The following is a 16,188-nucleotide window of genomic DNA, read 5'->3' as shown; positions in this document are numbered from 1 at the left end:
CAGGTGACCGGCTGACCGTCCGGCTACCAGTCCGCCGCGCCGAAGTCCCCGATCTTCAGCAGGACGGGCGCGGGCGGCTCCGCCGACGCGGACACGGCGGCCCGGAGCGCCTCCGCCTCCCGGGCGAGCGCGTCGGCACCCGCGGCGGTGAAGTCCCGGACGGCCCGCTCGAACCACGGCAGCGCCGACTCCCGGTCACCCCGCGCGAGCAGCGCCCGCCCGAGCAGCACGCGGCACTCGCCGCGCTCCTCGGCCAGCGACTCGTCGTCGCCGTACCCGGCGTACAGCTCCTCGGCCCGCGCGAGCTTCGCGACCGCGTTGTCCGCGTCACCCGCCAGCAACGCCTGCGCGCCGAGCTCCCGCACCGCCCACGCCACCCCCGCGTTGTTCTCGCAGCGGAAGTGCATCTCGACCAGCTGGACCAGGCACCCGGTGACGGCGTCTTCGAGGCCGCGGGCCCGGAAGACGCCCGCCAGCAGGTCGAGCGCGAAGACGTGGCTGCCGAGCCGCTCCGCGGTCACCGCGTCGAGGCAGGCGTCCCGCCGCACCTCGACCGCCCGCGCGGCCATCGTCGTGGCCGCGTGCAGGGCACCGAGGCGCGCGTAGACCTGCGCCGCGATCTCCAGCGACTCGGCGACGGACTCGGCCAGGGGGTGCCGCCGGGCGAGGTCCAGCGTCTCCTCGTGCAGGGCGACCGCCCCCTCGACGCCGTCCGGCAGCTCCAACCAGCGGCGGCTGAGTCGTTCCGCCGCCTCGTCCACGTTCTCGGTCATGCGTGCCACCCTATTGTTTGCCAGCGGCAAAACCCCGGTAAGCAATCGAGTGAACTCTGCGTGCGGGTCGACTACGCACAGTGGTTAAGGTGATCGTCATGGCGGTAGGAACCACACGGGCCAAGCGCAGGCTCGGCCGACACGTGAAACCGATCGTGGAACGGGCCGGGCTCAAGCCCGCCGAGGTCGCGGCCCTGGTCAAGACGTCGAAGGACACGGTCAACCGACTGCTGTCCGGCGACCACCTGCCGCGCTACCCGACGTTCCTGGCGATCATGACCGTGCTCCGGGCCACCGAGGCGGAGCTGGCCGAGGGCACGGCCCTCTGGGAACGCGCCAACGTGGACGCCGTCGTGGTCGAGCACGCCTCGACCCTGTGGTCGGGCTACCTCCGGTTCCGGATGGACGAGGGCGAGGCGACGGGGGAGCGCTCGCTCGACCCGGCACTGATCCCGGGCATCCTCCAGCTCGGCGAGTACGCCGAAGAACTCGGGCGTCGCAGCCAGGCGTTGACAGCGGGCAAGGGGTGGACGGCCCAGGCGGCTGCCGAGCGGCGCGAACGGCAGCGGCTGCTCTCCCGGCAGCCCCATCCGCTCCAGCTGCACGCGCTGATCGACGAGGCGGCGCTCTACCGCACGGTCGGCAGCCGCGAACTGATGGCCCGGCAGTTGACACACCTGCTCACGGTGGGTGCCCAGGAGAACGTCACGCTCCGGCTCGCCTCTTTCGACGCCGGGGCGTACGGCGCGCACTTCGGTGCCCTGGTCCTGCTCGACTACCCGGAGCCCGACGAGCCGCTCTCGGTCTACGTCGAGAGCTACAACGGAACGAGGGTGGTGGAGGATAAACGGGCGGTCGGCATGCTGACCGCGATCTGGGAGGAGGCGGCGCAGTTCGCGCTCAGCCGAGAGCAGACCGCGCAGCGCATACGAGAGGTGAGGGATGCCAGGTATGGCTGACTACGAGTGGCGGAAGTCGACGCGCAGTTCGACGAACGCCGCGTGCGTGGAGCTGGCGGTGGGGGTTCACCGGACGGCCGTGCGGGACAGCAAGCAGCCGGAGGGCGGGGAGCTGGATTTCCCCCGGGCCAGGTTCGTCGCGTTCCTCACGGGCCTGAAGAACGGCTAGGAGCGCGTTCAGGCTGGTGAACGGGGTGGCCCGCCGACCTGCCGGGCCGAACGGGCGGTGCTGCTCGTCGTGTGAACCGCACCGCTCGTCGGCTCGGCCACCGGAGCCGGCGCCCCGACGGAGTTATCCTCGGTTCCTAGACCCGAGGAGCGTGGTTGAGCCAGGACACCGAACCCGCCCAGACGTCGCAGCCCGTGCCCGCACGGCCGGCGTCGGCGACGAGGCGCGTGCGCGCGCGACTGGCACGTCGGATCACCGCCCAGCGCGCCGCGCCGGTCAAACAGGTGCTCGAACCGCTGGCCGCCGTCCACCGCGACCTGCACCCGAAGGCGGACCTGGCGCTGCTCCAGCACGCCTACGACGTGGCCGAGGAGAAGCACCGGCCGCAGCGGCGCAAGTCCGGCGACCCCTACATCACGCACCCGCTGGCCGTGGCGACGATCCTCGCCGAGCTGGGCATGGACACGACCACGCTGGTCGCCGCCCTGCTGCACGACACGGTGGAGGACACCGACTACTCGCTGGACCAGCTCCGCGTCGACTTCGGCAACGAGGTCGCGCTGCTCGTGGACGGCGTGACGAAGCTCGACAAGGTGAAGCTGGGCGCGGCGGCGGAGGCGGAGACCATCCGCAAGATGGTCATCGCCATGGCCAAGGACCCCCGGGTGCTGGTCATCAAGCTCGCCGACCGGCTGCACAACATGCGGACCATGCGGTTCCTGCCGCCGGAGAAGCAGGCCCGCAAGGCGCGCGAGACGCTGGAGGTCCTGGCCCCGCTCGCGCACCGGCTCGGCATGGCCACGGTGAAGTGGGAGCTGGAGGACCTGGCGTTCGCGATCCTCCAGCCGAAGAAGTACGACGAGATCGTGCGCCTGGTGGCCAACCGCGCGCCGTCGCGCGACACCTACCTCGGCGGCGTGATCACCGAGCTGTCGCAGCAGTTGGCGTCGGCCCAGATCACCGCGAAGGTCGAGGGCAGGCCGAAGCACTACTACTCGATCCACCAGAAGATGATCGTGCGCGGTCGGGAGTTCGACGACATCCACGACCTGGTGGGCGTGCGCATCCAGGTGGACGAGGTGCGCGACTGCTACGCGGCGATGGGCGTGGTCCACGCGCTGTGGCAGCCGATGCCCGGCCGGTTCAAGGACTACATCGCGCAGCCGCGGTTCGGCGTCTACCAGTCGCTGCACACCACCGTGATCGGCCCGGACGGCAAGCCGCTGGAGGTGCAGATCCGCACCTACGACATGCACCGCACCGCCGAGTACGGCATCGCGGCGCACTGGCGGTACAAGGAGACCCGCGGCACGCACAGCGGCAAGGGCGTCGAGGTGGACGAGATGGCGTGGATGCGCCAGCTCCTCGACTGGCAGCGGGAGGCGGCCGACCCGGGCGAGTTCCTGGAGTCGCTGCGGTTCGACCTGGCCGCGCGGGAGATCTTCGTCTTCACGCCGAAGGGTGACGTCGTCACGCTGCCCACCGGGTCCACGCCGGTGGACTTCGCCTACGCCGTGCACACCGAGGTCGGGCACCGGTGCATCGGCGCGCGGGTGAACGGCCGGCTCGTCGCGCTGGAGCGCAAGCTCGAGAACGGCGAAGTGATCGAGATCTTCACGTCCAAGGCCGAGGGCGCGGGTCCGTCGCGCGACTGGCTGTCGTTCGCGGCCTCGCCGCGCGCCAAGGCGAAGATCAAGCAGTGGTTCGCCAAGGAGCGCAAGGAAGAAGCGATCGAGATCGGCAAGGACGCCATCGCCAAGGAGGTCCGCCGCGTCGGGCTGCCCCTGCAGCGGCTGGTGTCGGCCGACTCGATGGGCGCGCTGTCGAAGGAGCTGCACTACCCCGACGTGTCGGCGCTGTACGCGGCCGTGGGGGAGGGGCACACGTCCGCGCGGCACGTCGTGCAGCGGTTGGTCGCGCAGCTCGGCGGCGTCGAGCACGCCGAGGACGAGCTGGCGGAGCGGTCCACGCCGTCCACGGTCGCGCGCCGGCGGGTCACCGGCGACGCCGGGGTCATCGTCAAGGACGCGGCCGACGTCTGGGTGAAGCTGGCCCGGTGCTGCACCCCCGTGCCCGGTGACGACATCCTGGGCTTCGTCACGCGCGGCGGCGGGGTGTCGGTGCACCGGACCGACTGCACGAACGCCGACGAGCTGCTGAAGACGCCCGAGCGGTTGCTGGACGTCGAGTGGGCGCCGTCGTCGTCCTCGGTGTTCCTGGTCGCGATCCAGGTGGAGGCCCTCGACCGGCACCGCCTGCTGTCCGACGTCACGAAGGTGCTGGCCGACGAGAAGGTCAACATCCTCTCGGCCTCGGTGACCACGTCCCGCGACCGGGTGGCGGTGAGCCGCTTCTCGTTCGAGATGGGCGACCCGAAGCACCTGGGTCACGTCCTCAAGGCCGTGCGCAGCGTGGAGGGCGTCTACGACGTCTACCGGGTGACCTCGGCGTCCTGACCGGTTAACGCCGCCCCGCCTGCGGTCGATATCGGTGGTCGTGAAGTTCGATCAGGTGGCCCTGCTCGCGGCGGCCGTCGCGGCGGTGCTGAGCACGTCGTCGGCCGAAGGCGCGTGGGAGCCGTTCGAGTGCGTGATCGGCGGCGTGCTGCTGCTGGTCGTGTTCGCCTTCCACGACTTCGACGCGGCCCGGCGGGACCGGCGCGTGCGGGCGGCGGTGTCGGGCGTCCTCGCGCTGCTGTGGTGCCTGGTGTGGGCGTGGCCCGTGCAGGAGCTGGTGGCGCGGGACGCCTCGCACGTGCCGGCGTGGCTCACCGGCCTGTGGGTGGTGCTGTTCGCGGCGCACTTCGCGTGGCTCGCCAAGGGCGTCCCCGGGTGGGCGCGCCCGGGGCTGGACCGGCTCGTCCGCGGCCTGCGCCGCCCCCGCCGCGGCTGAGGGCGCGAGGCCGCCCAGCGTCAGCGAAACGTCATCACCGGCTGCCACGATCGGCGCACGTCGGCCTCACCACCCGACGGGGAAGACGCGGGAGCCCGGCCACCCCTCTCCCGGGTGCCGGGCTCCCGCGCGTCGAACCGCCCGATCAGGCGACGGTGACCGTCTCGAACTTCACTTCCTTGTTCGGCTTGCCGCCACCGGGCGACGGGTCGAACGAGCCGTCGTGACCCGCGCGCGCCACGTCGTCGATCAGCTTCAGGCCCGCTTCGTCGATGCTGCCGAAGACCGTGTAGTCGGGGGACAGCTGGGCGTCGCCGTAGACGATGAAGAACTGGCTGCCGTTCGTGCCCTTCTGCGTCTCCGGGTCCGCGCCGGCGTTCGCCATGGCCAGGTAGCCGCGGCCGTAGGTCAGCTCCGGCCAGGTCTCGTTGTCGAACGTGTAGCCGGGGCCGCCGGTGCCGGTGCCCGTCGGGTCGCCGCACTGGAGCATCTGCAGGCCCTCGGTGCCGATGCGGTGGCACGTGCTGCCGTCGTAGTAGCCCTGCTTGACCAGGCTGACGAAGCTGTTCACGGCGCACGGGGCCAGGGCGCGGTCGAGCGTCAGCTTCAGCTCGCCGATGTTGGCCTTGATGGTGGCCGTCGCGGTGCCGGTCGCGGGCGCGCTGCCCTCGGGGGCCTTCGTGCCCTCCTTGGACGCGGGCTCCTTCGACGGCCGGTACTCGCAGGTGGCCGGGTCCGCGATGGGCGTCGGGCGCGTCGGCAGCGCCTTGACCTCGGTCGGGATCTGGATCGGGGCGGCCGAGGTCGAGCTGGCGGCGGCGGCGTCGTCGCTCTTCGAGCTGAAGACGTCGGTCGCGGCCAGCAGGTACACACCGCCCGCCACCACGACGACGACGGCCGCCGTCGCGACCACGGCGATGATCCGGCGCCGCTTCGCGCGCTCCGCCCGGCGGACGAGCTGGCGTTCCAGCTTCCGCTTGGCCTGCTCGCGGCGCTGCACGTTGGTCGGCACCTGCAACCTCCCTGATCTCTGCGTCGACGGCGACGATCGGAGAGCAGTCTAGGGGGCTCGCATGTGACCTGTGTATGCCGGATAGGCTGGTCCGGGGGTCCGCTGGGATCCGTTGTCGATCCGTTGCCGTCGAGAGGTGATCCCGTGCTGGTGATCGGGTTCCCGACCGGGGCTCTCCAGGCCAACTGCTTCGTGCTCGCCACCGGCGCGGGCGAGGCGTGCGTGGTGGTCGACCCCGGCCAGGACGCGGCCGAGCCGATCGCCGAGGCGCTGCGCGAGCACCGGCTCTCCCCGGTCGCCGTGCTGCTGACGCACGGCCACTTCGACCACACGTTCTCCGTCGCGCCCGTCTGCGACGGCAACGACATCCCCGCCTGGATCCACCCCGACGACCGCGGGATGCTGGCCGACCCGCTCAAGGGCATGAGCGCCCAGTCGAAGTCCTTCTTCGGCGGCGACATCGAGCTGCGGGAGCCGCGCGAGGTGCGCGAGCTGGCCGACGGCGTCGAGCTGGACCTGGCCGGCCTCCGGCTGACCGTCGACCACACGCCGGGCCATACCGGCGGGTCGGTGATGTTCCGCGCCGGCACCGAGGAGGGCGGACGGCTCGTGCTGTCCGGCGACACCCTCTTCGCCGGCTCCATCGGGCGCACCGACCTGCCGGGCGGCAACCACCGCGAGATGCTGGCGTCGCTGCGCACCAAGGTGCTGACGCTGGCCGACGACACGGTGGTGCTGCCCGGCCACGGACCGACGACGACCATCGGCCGCGAGCGCGTGAGCAACCCGTTCCTGCTGGAACTCGGCTCACCCGACGCGCCTGCCGCACCTCACCGAGGACTGTAGAAACCGTGACGACGTTTGCCGCGCCCAAGGGCGTGCCCGACTACTTCCCCCCGACCTCCGCGCAGTTCCTCGCGGTCCGCGACACGCTCGTGGCGTCCGCGCGCCGCGCCGGCTACGGCTACGTCGAGCTGCCGGTCTTCGAGGACACCGCGCTGTTCGCGCGCGGTGTCGGCGAGTCGACCGACGTGGTCAGCAAGGAGATGTACACCTTCACCGACCGCGGCGGGCGGTCCATCACGCTGCGGCCCGAGGGCACGGCGGGCGTGATGCGCGCCGTCATCGAGCACGGCCTGGACCGCGGCCAGCTGCCCGTGAAGCTCGCCTACGCCGGCCAGTTCTTCCGCGCCGAGCAGCCGCAGGCCGGCCGCTACCGCCAGTTCCACCAGGTCGGCGTCGAGGCGATCGGCGTGGACGACCCGGCGCTGGACGCCGAGGTGATCGCCGTCGCCGACGCGGGCTTCCGCGCCCTGGGCCTCACCGGCTTCCGGCTGGAGCTGACCTCCCTGGGCGACTCCACGTGCCGGCCGCAGTACCGGGAGAAGCTCCAGGCGTTCCTGGCGAAGCTCCCGCTGGACGAGGAGACCCGGCGGCGGGCCGAGCTGAACCCCCTGCGCGTCCTGGACGACAAGCGCCCCGAGGTCCGCGCCCTCGTCGCCGACGCGCCGCTCATGGTCGACAACCTGTCGGCCGAGTCGCTGGCGCACTACGAGCAGGTCAAGGGCTACCTCAACGACCTGGGCGTGAAGTTCGCGGAGAACCCGCGCATGGTCCGGGGCCTGGACTACTACACCAAGACCACGTTCGAGTTCGTGCACGACGGGCTCGGCGCGCAGTCCGGCATCGGCGGCGGCGGCCGGTACGACGGGTTGATGGAGCAGCTCGGCGGGCAGCCGCTGTCCGGCGTCGGCTTCGGCCTCGGCGTCGACCGGGCGCTGCTGGCGTGCCAGGCCGAGGGCGTGACGCCGGGTGACGAGACGCGCTGCGACGTGTACGGCGTGCCGCTGGGCGAGACGGCGAAGTCGCGGCTGGTCGCGCTGTCCGCGCCGCTGCGCGCGGCCGGCGTGCGCTTCGACCTGTCCTACGGCGGCAAGGGCCTGAAGGGCGCGATGAAGGGCGCCGACCGCTCGGGCGCGCGGTTCGCGCTCGTGCTCGGCGAGCGCGACCTCGACGCGGGTGTCGTGCAGGTGAAGGAGCTGGCCTCGGGCGACCAGCGCGAGGTGCCGCTGGAGGACGTGGTGACCTCGGTGCTGGAGGCGTTGGGCCGGTGAGCGAGCGGATTGCCCTGGACCTGCTGGACCCGAAGGCGGTGCGCAAGCGCGCGCGGACGGTCGCGATCGGCGCGCTCATCGTCGCCGCCGCGTTCGGCGGGTTGCTGGGCCTGCTCGCGGGCCGGACCGCCGGCCTGGTGACGGCGGCGGTCTTCGCCGTGCCGCTGCTGCTGCTCGCGTGGTCGGAGGCGAAGCGGCGGGTGTGGCTGGAGGGCCACGTGCTGTCGGTGCGGGCGTTCGGCACCCGTTCGGTGGACCTCCACACCGCGGACCAGCTCGACCTGCTGGTGACCGACGTGCGGGGCGCGCGGACCGTGGGCCTGTTCGTCCGGGGCGGCGGCAAGGCGATCAACCTGGCGCTGGCCACCTACGCCGGCACCGGGGGCCGGGAGCAGGGCGTCTTCCCGCTGCGGAAGCTGGCCGACGTCCTGGCCGGTCGCGGCGACGCCCCGGGCCTGGTCTTCTCCGAACTGCTGATCGCCCAGCTGCGCGCGGAGGCCCGCGGCCTGGCCGCCGCCGACCGCCCGCTCTACCGGCTGGGCGCGCTGGCACCGGCGGGCCGCCTGGCGCAGAAGCTGACCCCGGAGGCCATCTCCCGCTTCGTGAGCACCCTCGACCAGACCTGACCCGCCACCAGGTCGTCCCGAGGACCGCGCCGTCAGTCGTCGGGCAGGCCCCACGTGCCCCTGGGCGGTGGCGGGGACTGCCTGGCCGTGGCGTCCGTCGTCACCGCCGCCCCGCCGATGAACCGGACCAGCGACTCGTCGTGCTCCACCCGCCCGGGGAACGGGTCGCCCGCCGTCAACCGCGTCAGCGCCGGCACCGGCAGCTCGGCGTGCGACCCGACCAGCACGAAGTTCCCGAACCGCCGCCCCCGGAACACCGCCGGCTCCGCCAGCACGCACACGTGCCGGAACACGGCCCGGACCGTCGCGGCCTGGGCGCGGGCGAACGCCAGCTTGCCCCCGTCGCCGATGTTGGCCGCGTAGACGCCCCCGGCCCGCAGCACCCGCGACGCCAACCCCACGAACTCGACCGACGTCAGGTGCGCCGGCGTCCGGGCACCGGCGAACACGTCGGTCACCACCAGGTCGAACGCGTCCTCCGGCGCCTTCTCCAGCACCGCCCGCGCGTCACCGTTGCGGATCCGCAGCCGCCAGTTCCGGTCCAGCGGCAGCACCCCGCGCACCAGGTCGACCAGCGCCGGGTCGATCTCCACCACCTGCTGGCCGGACCGCGGTCGCGTCGCCGCGATGTACCTGGGCAGGGTGAACGCGCCGCCGCCCAGGTGCAGCGCCCGGATCGGCTCGCCCGCCGGGGCGACCAGGTCGGCCACGTGCCCCAACCGCCGCAGGTACTCGAACTCCAGGTGCGTGGGGTCGTCCAGGTCGACGTGCGACTGCGGCGTGCCGTTCAGCCGCAGCGTCCACGCCCTGGGCACGTCCTGGTCGGGGACGAGTTCCGCGATGCCCGAGTCGACCTCCCGGCTGATGGTCTCGTCGGCTTTCCGGATCCGTCCCACCCGGCGATTATCCCGGTACGGCCCGCGAGCGGCGCTCGCGGTCGGGTTCGCCCGCGCCGCCCGGCCAGGCCAACTGCCGCCGCACCGCCTCCAACTGGGCCCGCACGGCCTCCAGCTCGTGCTGCACGGCCTCCAGCTGGTGCAGCGCCTCGGGCATCTCGTTGGCCAGGAAGGTGGCCAACTGCTCCAACCGCTCCACCGCGCCCCGCAGCTCCGCGAGCTTCTCCAGCGCGTCGGCGATGCGCGGCAGCGCGAGCACCCCCGCCACCAGCCCGGTGACGACCCGGGCGGCCAGACCCAGCAGCATGCCGGACACCGTACCGACCCCCGTGCCCCGCGCGGGGCGCGGTGGAGTGGTTCGAACGACCGTCCGAGACGTCGCCGCGGACCGCCGTTACGCTGCTCGGTCGTGCAGCTCGCCGCAGACGTCCTCACCGCGCTCGTCGCGGCCATCCACCTCTACATCGTCGTGCTCGAGATGTTCCTCTGGAACACGCCGCGCGGGCGCGCCGCGTTCGGCACGACGCCCGAGTTCGCCGCCGCGTCGAAGGTGCTGGCCGCCAACCAGGGCCTCTACAACGGCTTCCTGGCCGCCGGGTTGGTCTTCGCACTGGTCGCGCGCGGCACGACCGGCTTCGCCTTCGCCGTGTTCTTCCTGGTCTGCGTGATCGTGGCGGGCCTGTACGGCGCGGCGACGGTCAGCCGTCGGATCCTCCTCGTGCAGTCCGTCCCCGCCGCGATCGCGCTGCTGCTGGTGCTGCTGGCCCGCTGACCGGGGGCCGTCGCCACGGCCCCTTGGCGGGGTCGTACCCGGTGCGCAGGTCACCGCGCACGTGCCGCCGCCACAGGGGGTCCACGTCCGCCCGCGCGGCTCCCGCCTGGTCGGTGCCGGCCTCGTCGTCGGCGGCTTCGTCAGCGGCTTCGTCGGCGGCTTCGTCGACGGCGGTTTCGTCGGCGGCACGGCGCTCGACCTCCGGCACGGGCTCGCGCCCCGCCACCCAGGCCGCCAACGCCGTGGTGACCGGCACCGCCGCCACCAACCCGATGCTGCCGACCAACGTGCGCACGACCTCCTGCGCCACCTCCTGGGCGGTCAGGATCTCGCCCAGCGTGCGCCCCGACAGGGTGAACGCGAGCAGCAGCGGCAGCGCCGCGCCCGCGTAGGCCATGACCAGCGTGTTCACCACCGACGAGAGGTGGTCGCGCCCGATCCGCGACCCCGCCGCGTACAGCTCCCGGAACCCCAGCGAGGGGTTCGCCCGGCGCAGCTCCCACACCGAGCTGGTCTGCGTCACCGTCACGTCGTCCAGCACGCCGAGCGCGCCGATGATCGTGCCCGCCAGCAGCAGCCCGCGGGTGTCGATGCCGTGCCCGAGCAACGACACCAGGTTCGCCGTCTCCTGGTCCAACCCGGTCAACTTGGCGAACGCCGAGAACAACGCGCCCAGCACGCCGATCATCGCCAGGCTCACCAGCGTGCCGAGCACCGCCGTGGACGTCCGCGCGGACAGCCCGTGCGTCAGGTACAGCACCACGAACATGATCAACCCCGCGCCGACCACGGCCACGGCCAACGGGTCCTCGCCGGCCAGGATGGCGGGCAGCACGAACAGCACCAGCACCACGAAGCTCAGCACCAGCGCGCCCAGCGCCGCCAACCCCTGCCACCGCCCCAGCAGCAGCACGGCCGCCGCGAACAGCACGGCCAGCAGCAGCAGCGGCACCCCGCGCTGGAAGTCGGCCAACTGGTAGGACGTGCTGTCGCCCGGGTCGCCGCCGCCGTAGGAGAGCACCACGGCGTCGCCCACGGTGAACGTCGGCGTGCCGGGCTGGTCGGGCACCGGCACCCGGACCTCCCGCCCCGCCGCCGCGCCGTCGCTCATCTTCACGGTCACCAGCACGCAGCCGGTCGCGCCCGGGTCGCCCGCGTCCGGACCGCACCCGCCCCGCGCCACCGCCGTCACGTCACCGCGCACCGGCTGCTGCGCCAGCCCGGCCTCCGCGCCGGTGCGCTGGTCGTGCCCGAACGGGTACAGCACCAGCGCGCCGACCACCGTCGCCAGCACCAGCGGCAGCAGCAGCACCAGCAACAACTTCCGCACCCGCGCCGACGCCGGGCCGACCGGGCCGCCGTGCCCGTGTCCGTGCCCGTGCCCACGGGCGGCGAGAAGATCTTTGGCGCGCACGGCGCACATACTGCCCGCCCACCCCGGCCGTCCGCATGTCGGACAGAACGGTGCGCGCTTCGGTGTGTTTCCGCCGACCGGTCCCGGCCGGGTGCCACGCTCGCCCCGTGACCACGAACTGGACACCCATTCACGGCCGCGCCTTCGCGCCGGTCCCGTACCGACCGGCCAGGATGCCGGTCGACGAGTCGCTGCGCACGGCCGCCGACCTGCGCGCCCGGATGGACGAGCGCCGCACCGTGCGGATGTTCTCGGCCGACCCGGTGCCCGAGCAGGTGGTGCTCGACGCCATCGCCGTCGCCGCGACCGCCCCCAGCGGCGCGCACCAGCAGCCCTGGACGTTCGTCCTGGTCAAGGACCCGGAGGTGCGTCGACGCGTGCGCGAGGCGGCGGAGGAGGAGGAACGCGTCTCCTACGCGGGCCGGCTCGGCGACGAGTGGCTGGACGCCCTGCGGCCCCTGGGCACCGACGACGTGAAGCCGCACCTGACCGACGCGCCGGAGCTGATCGTCGTGTTCCAGCAGCGCTACTACCTCGCCCCCGACGGCAGCCGGCGCAAGCACTACTACGTGGACGAGTCGGTGGGCATCGCGGTCGGCATGCTGCTGACCGCGCTGCACCTGTCCGGGCTGGCCGCGCTGACCCACACGCCCTCGCCGATGAAGTTCCTCGGCGAGGTGCTGGGCCGCCCGCGCAACGAGAAGGCGTTCGCGGTGATCCCGGTCGGCTACCCGGCCGACGACTGCGTGGTGCCCGACCTGGTCCGCAAGTCGCTGGACCAGGTCCTGGTCACCGTCTGAGTCCTCACCGGGCCTCGCGCGGCGCCAACGGCGGGGCGAAGCGGAAGTGCTCCGCCACCGCCTCCTCGCAGGCCGCCAGGGCGTGCCGCAGCCGCTCGTCCCGGGACCCGGTGACCAGCCGCCACGGCACGCCCCGCGCGGCGAGCCCGGCCCGGAACTCCTCGGTCATCCACGCGCGCAGGTGCTCGCCGTCCCGCCACCCGTCCTGCTCGAACGGCACGCCGACGTGATCGGTCAGCAGGTACAGGGCGGGCCGGTGGGCATCCGAGGCGATGTCCGGGTGCGGCGCGCCGAGGTAGCGGTGGCCCCACACGGTCGCCGCCCACGGGTCGTTGTCGCACACCAGCACCGGGCCGTCCACCGCCGCGTCGGCCAGCTCCCGCTGCCTGCGCGCCACGTCCTGGAAGTCGCCGACCGTCCACACCAGATCCTCGACTCCGGCGTCCGGGTCGAACGCCCGCGCGGCGGCCAGCTTCAGCTCCGTGTGCTCCCGGCCGTACTCCGGCACCCAGGGCGCGCCCAACGCCTCGGCCAGGTCGCGCGACAACGTCGTGGTGCCCGTGCTCTCCGCGCCCAGCACGACGATCCGCGCGCACAACCCGACCCGGGTCGCCCGGGCGAGGTGGTGCCACTGGCCGCGCGGGTCGGCCCGCACCGCCGTGCCCGACACCGGGAACGCGCCGCGGTCGAGGTCGACCAGCACGTGCCGCGCGCCCAGCCGCTCGGCCATATCGTCGCCGTAGTGCTCGCTGCTGAACACCGCGTCGACCGGGGCACCCGCCGGGTCGCCGTCCACGATGGCCCGCCGCGCCAGCACGGCCCGCGCCACCCCCATGTGCAGCTCCCACACCGCGTCGCTGTGGAAGTCCATCTCGTGGTCGTCCACGTCGCCCAGCACGACCAGGCCCGGCGTGCCCGCGTGCTCGGCGCGCAACCACGCCACGCGGTCGGCGACCGGGATGGACTCCGCGCCGGACGCCAGCACGGTCACCGTGGTGCGCCTGCTGCGCGCGGCGGCCGTGCGGATGAGGTGGTGGTGACCGGCGTGCGGGGGGTAGAACTTGCCCAGCACCAACGCGTGCTCGAAGTCCGTCGCCCCGGAGCCGGTCGCCCCGGAGCCGGTCACCCCGGAGCCGGTCACCTCGAATCCGGTCACGCGGTCACCACCTCGTCCTCGCGCAACGCCTTCGTCCAGTTGCGCAGGCCGAGCACGCACAGCGCCAGGAACCCGACGTACAGGATCGCGGTCAGCCACAGGTCCTTGTAGGCGTACAGGGGCACGTAGATCACGTCCGCGGCGATCCACAGCCACCAGCACTCGACCTTCTTGCGGGTCTGACCCCAGGTCGCCAGCAGGGACAGCACGGTGGTCGCGGAGTCGGCCCACGGCACGGTCGAGTTGCTGAACGCGGTCAGCACCCACACCAGCACCAGGGTGCCCGCCACTCCGGTGCCGAGCAGCCACCACCACTGCGCGCGGGTGGTGCGGCCGACCGGCAGCGGCGTGCGCTCGGTACCGCCCCGCAGCCACGACCACCAGCCGTACAGCGCGAGCGCGACGTAGACGACCTGGAGGCCGGAGTCCGCGTACAGGCCGCCGGCCGCGAACAGCACGAGGAAGGCGAGGTTGTTGAGGATGCCGATCGGCCAGTTCCACGGGTTCTGCCGGGCCACCAGCCACACGCACAGCGCGCCGGTGACGAAACCCGCCACCTCGCCCCAGCTCGTGGCGACGCCCGCGAACGTGAACGCGGAAGTGGTGAAGGGCCACAGGATGACGTCCAGCACTGGCACAGGTACTCCGTTTGACCGGTTATCGAACACGTGTTCGAATGTGGACATGCGATGGGACGGGCAGAAGGACGGGGCGGACCGGCAGCAGGCTCTGCCGGGGTTGCCGGGACTGGTGCGCAGCGTACGAACTCCCGACTTCGCCGACGTCGTGTTCCACGAGGTGAACGCCAAGTCCGTGCTCAACGAGGTGCCCGGCGACGGCCTGCCGTTCCGGTGGACGGTCAACCCCTACCGGGGGTGCACGCACGGTTGCACGTACTGCCTGACGGGTGACACGCCCGTGCTCCTCGCGGACGGCCGGACGAAGCCCATCGCGGACCTGGCCGTGGGGGAGGAGGTCTTCGGCACGTCGCAGGGCCGGTTCGTGGCGACCCGCGTCCAGGCGCTCTGGACGACCGCCAAGCCCGCCTACCGGCTGACGCTGGGCGACGGCACGCGGGTCGTGGCGGGCGGCGACCACCGGTTCCTGACCGACGAGGGCTGGAAGCACCTGACGCCGGGCCGGTGCGCCGACTTCGAGGAGCGGCCGTTCCTGGCCAAGGGCTCCCGGCTGGTGGGGACGGGCCGGTTCGCCACCCCGCCCGCGCGGGACGCGCAGTACCGGTCGGGCTACCTGTGGGGCTCGGTGCGCGGCGGCCTGCCCACGCACCCGGACGTGCTCGCGCGCGTGCGCGAGTTCGCCGGCGGCCGGGTGCCGCGCGAGGGCGAGCTGGTCGAGTGGCCGACCGCGCCGGGGGAGGAGTGGGCCAAGGGCTTCCTGGCCGGGCTGTTCGACGCGCGCGGCAGCTCGACCGGCGGCGAGGTGGTCCTGTCCAGTTCGGACAGCGCGGTGTTCGAGGCCGCGGTGGTGGCGTTGGCGCGGCTGCGGGTGGCGCACGTGATCGAGGTGCGCGGCATCCGGATCACCGGCGGCCTGGCCGAGCGGCTGCGGTTCCTGCACCTGGTCGGCCCGGCGACCGCGCACGGCAGCGCGGTGGACGGCGTGCCGGTGCCGACGGCGCCCCGGCTGTCCGTGGTGTCGGTGGAGTCGCTGGGCGTGACGCGGACGTTGTACGACATCACCACGGGCACCGGTGACTTCGTGGCCAACGGCCTGGTCAGCCACAACTGCTTCGCCCGCAACACCCACACCTACCTCGACCTGGACGCCGGGCGCGACTTCGACACCCAGGTCGTGGTGAAGGTCAACGCCGCCGAGGTGCTCCGGCGGCAGCTCCGGTCCCGGCGGTGGCGGCGCGAGCACGTGGCGATGGGCACGAACACCGACCCGTACCAGCGGGCGGAGGGCCGGTACGCGCTGATGCCCGGCATCATCCGGGCGCTGGCCGACTCCGGCACGCCGTTCTCGATCCTGACCAAGGGCACCGTGCTGTCCCGGGACCTGCCGCTGCTCGCGCGGGCGGCGGAGCAGGTGCCGGTGGGCATCGGCGTGTCGCTGGCGCTGCTGGACCGCGAGTTGCAGGCCGGGTTGGAGCCCGGCACGCCGAGCCCGCGGGCGCGGCTGGAACTGGTGCGGCGGGTGCGGGAGGCCGGGCTGCCGTGCGGGGTGTTCGTCGCGCCCGTGCTGCCCGGGCTGACCGACTCCGAGGAGCGGCTGGACGCGCTGCTGGCCTCGATCGCGGAGGCCGGCGCCACCGGCGTGACCGTGCTGCCGCTGCACCTGCGGCCCGGCGCGCGGGAGTGGTTCGCCCGGTGGCTCGCGCGGGAGCGGCCCGACCTGGTCGGGGAGTACCGGGAGCTGTACGCGCGGGGGTCCTCCGTGGACGGTCGGTACCGGCGCCGGCTGGCGGCGCGCATCGAGCCGCTGCTGGTCCGCCACGGCCTCGGGGCGAAGGGCGGGCGGGACGCGGTCGGCGTGCCGGGCGACGACGGGGGCCGGTGGCCGGAGGGCAGCCTGCCGTCCTCGACCCCGGCGGCGCCGGTGGCGCAGGAGCAGCTGACCCTGCTCTGACGCCCCGGGCCCCGGT

Annotated in this window: 17 protein-coding genes; 10 read left to right on the top strand and 7 right to left on the bottom strand. The window is 73.2% G+C overall.

Annotated elements, in window-relative coordinates; all coding sequences use genetic code 11:
- Positions 1–23: 23 nt before the first annotated feature.
- Entirely contained in the window at positions 24–773 is a 750-nt protein-coding gene (locus ACIGNX_RS34050) for a hypothetical protein (RefSeq protein ID WP_396545568.1), read from the bottom strand.
- Positions 774–871: 98 nt separating this feature from the next.
- Between ACIGNX_RS34050 and ACIGNX_RS34045 the strand changes: the two genes are divergently transcribed.
- The 4 genes from ACIGNX_RS34045 to ACIGNX_RS34030 all read left to right on the top strand — a co-directional run bounded on the left by ACIGNX_RS34045 (position 872) and on the right by ACIGNX_RS34030 (position 4,793).
- Positions 872–1,732 (top strand): helix-turn-helix domain-containing protein, encoded by an 861-nt coding sequence (locus ACIGNX_RS34045; protein WP_396545566.1) that lies wholly within the window; start codon positions 872–874, stop codon positions 1,730–1,732.
- Positions 1,725–1,901, top strand: a complete 177-nt coding sequence (locus ACIGNX_RS34040) for a DUF397 domain-containing protein (protein WP_396545565.1) — start codon at positions 1,725–1,727, stop codon at positions 1,899–1,901. Before ACIGNX_RS34045 ends, ACIGNX_RS34040 begins: the two co-directional genes overlap by 8 nt.
- A 155-nt stretch (positions 1,902–2,056) precedes the next feature.
- Positions 2,057–4,357, top strand: coding sequence for a RelA/SpoT family protein (locus tag ACIGNX_RS34035; RefSeq protein WP_396545563.1), 2,301 nt, complete (start codon positions 2,057–2,059; stop codon positions 4,355–4,357).
- Between the two features lie 40 nt (positions 4,358–4,397).
- Complete coding sequence (locus tag ACIGNX_RS34030) at positions 4,398–4,793, top strand: hypothetical protein (protein WP_396545561.1); 396 nt, start codon at positions 4,398–4,400, stop codon at positions 4,791–4,793.
- A 145-nt stretch (positions 4,794–4,938) separates the two neighbouring features.
- Here the strand turns inward: ACIGNX_RS34030 and ACIGNX_RS34025 are convergent, their stop codons facing one another.
- Positions 4,939–5,805, bottom strand: a complete 867-nt coding sequence (locus tag ACIGNX_RS34025) for a peptidylprolyl isomerase (RefSeq protein ID WP_396545559.1) — start codon at positions 5,803–5,805, stop codon at positions 4,939–4,941.
- A 144-nt stretch (positions 5,806–5,949) separates the two neighbouring features.
- On the opposite strand from ACIGNX_RS34025, the gene ACIGNX_RS34020 reads away from it, so the two are divergent.
- Genes ACIGNX_RS34020 through ACIGNX_RS34010 form a run of 3 tightly spaced genes read left to right on the top strand, consistent with a single transcriptional unit; the run spans position 5,950 to position 8,545 of the window.
- On the top strand, positions 5,950–6,651 hold the full coding sequence (locus ACIGNX_RS34020) for an MBL fold metallo-hydrolase (protein ID WP_396545557.1): 702 nt from the start codon (positions 5,950–5,952) through the stop codon (positions 6,649–6,651).
- A 5-nt stretch (positions 6,652–6,656) separates the two neighbouring features.
- On the top strand, positions 6,657–7,919 hold the full coding sequence (gene hisS, locus ACIGNX_RS34015; protein ID WP_396545555.1) for a histidine--tRNA ligase: 1,263 nt from the start codon (positions 6,657–6,659) through the stop codon (positions 7,917–7,919).
- Positions 7,916–8,545 carry a hypothetical protein gene (locus tag ACIGNX_RS34010; RefSeq protein ID WP_396545553.1) on the top strand — a complete coding sequence of 210 codons (630 nt, stop codon included), beginning with the start codon at positions 7,916–7,918 and terminating at the stop codon, positions 8,543–8,545. Before hisS ends, ACIGNX_RS34010 begins: the two co-directional genes overlap by 4 nt.
- Before the next feature lie 32 nt (positions 8,546–8,577).
- On the opposite strand, the gene ACIGNX_RS34005 is transcribed toward ACIGNX_RS34010, so the two are convergent.
- Together ACIGNX_RS34005 and ACIGNX_RS34000 are read right to left on the bottom strand one after the other, a co-directional pair.
- The gene (locus ACIGNX_RS34005) at positions 8,578–9,441 is read right to left on the bottom strand and encodes a spermidine synthase (protein WP_396545551.1); all 864 of its coding nucleotides are present in this window, start codon (positions 9,439–9,441) and stop codon (positions 8,578–8,580) included.
- Between the two features lie 7 nt (positions 9,442–9,448).
- Complete coding sequence (locus ACIGNX_RS34000) at positions 9,449–9,748, bottom strand: hypothetical protein (RefSeq protein ID WP_396545549.1); 300 nt, start codon at positions 9,746–9,748, stop codon at positions 9,449–9,451.
- A gap of 102 nt (positions 9,749–9,850) precedes the next feature.
- Between ACIGNX_RS34000 and ACIGNX_RS33995 the strand changes: the two genes are divergently transcribed.
- Complete coding sequence (locus ACIGNX_RS33995) at positions 9,851–10,213, top strand: DUF1304 domain-containing protein (protein WP_396545547.1); 363 nt, start codon at positions 9,851–9,853, stop codon at positions 10,211–10,213.
- Here ACIGNX_RS33995 and ACIGNX_RS33990 read toward each other — a convergent pair.
- A complete protein-coding gene (locus tag ACIGNX_RS33990) occupies positions 10,140–11,543 on the bottom strand; it encodes a YibE/F family protein (protein ID WP_396545545.1) in 1,404 nt (467 codons plus the stop codon). The two genes, ACIGNX_RS33995 and ACIGNX_RS33990, sit on opposite strands and share 74 nt — an antisense overlap.
- A gap of 257 nt (positions 11,544–11,800) precedes the next feature.
- Between ACIGNX_RS33990 and ACIGNX_RS33985 the strand changes: the two genes are divergently transcribed.
- Positions 11,801–12,427: a nitroreductase family protein gene (locus ACIGNX_RS33985; protein ID WP_396545600.1), complete on the top strand. Its 627-nt coding sequence runs from the start codon at positions 11,801–11,803 to the stop codon at positions 12,425–12,427.
- 4 nt (positions 12,428–12,431) lie between these two features.
- Here ACIGNX_RS33985 and ACIGNX_RS33980 read toward each other — a convergent pair whose 3' ends face one another.
- Both ACIGNX_RS33980 and pnuC read right to left on the bottom strand, forming a co-directional pair.
- Complete coding sequence (locus ACIGNX_RS33980) at positions 12,432–13,583, bottom strand: AAA family ATPase (protein ID WP_396545543.1); 1,152 nt, start codon at positions 13,581–13,583, stop codon at positions 12,432–12,434.
- Positions 13,580–14,221, bottom strand: coding sequence for a nicotinamide riboside transporter PnuC (gene pnuC, locus ACIGNX_RS33975; RefSeq protein WP_396545541.1), 642 nt, complete (start codon positions 14,219–14,221; stop codon positions 13,580–13,582). The genes ACIGNX_RS33980 and pnuC overlap by 4 nt, the downstream gene beginning before the upstream one ends.
- A gap of 46 nt (positions 14,222–14,267) precedes the next feature.
- Here pnuC and ACIGNX_RS33970 point away from each other — a divergent pair, with 46 nt between their 5' ends.
- Entirely contained in the window at positions 14,268–16,172 is a 1,905-nt protein-coding gene (locus ACIGNX_RS33970) for an intein-containing Rv2578c family radical SAM protein (protein WP_396545539.1), read from the top strand.
- Positions 16,173–16,188 lie beyond the last annotated feature (16 nt).

It is taken from the genome of Actinosynnema sp. NPDC053489, from assembly GCF_044544865.1.
Classification (GTDB): domain Bacteria; phylum Actinomycetota; class Actinomycetes; order Mycobacteriales; family Pseudonocardiaceae; genus Actinosynnema.
Note: the sequence above shows the minus strand (reverse complement) of the source record. Positions and strands in the feature narration are given on the sequence as shown.

Coding starts and splice junctions, on each gene's coding strand:
- ACIGNX_RS34050 (WP_396545568.1), bottom strand. CDS start 773: ATGACCGAGAACGTGGACGAGGCGGCGGAACGACTCAGCCGCCGCTGG.
- ACIGNX_RS34045 (WP_396545566.1), top strand. CDS start 872: ATGGCGGTAGGAACCACACGGGCCAAGCGCAGGCTCGGCCGACACGTG.
- ACIGNX_RS34040 (WP_396545565.1), top strand. CDS start 1,725: ATGGCTGACTACGAGTGGCGGAAGTCGACGCGCAGTTCGACGAACGCC.
- ACIGNX_RS34000 (WP_396545549.1), bottom strand. CDS start 9,748: ATGCTGCTGGGTCTGGCCGCCCGGGTCGTCACCGGGCTGGTGGCGGGG.
- ACIGNX_RS33985 (WP_396545600.1), top strand. CDS start 11,801: ATGCCGGTCGACGAGTCGCTGCGCACGGCCGCCGACCTGCGCGCCCGG.
- ACIGNX_RS33970 (WP_396545539.1), top strand. CDS start 14,268: ATGCGATGGGACGGGCAGAAGGACGGGGCGGACCGGCAGCAGGCTCTG.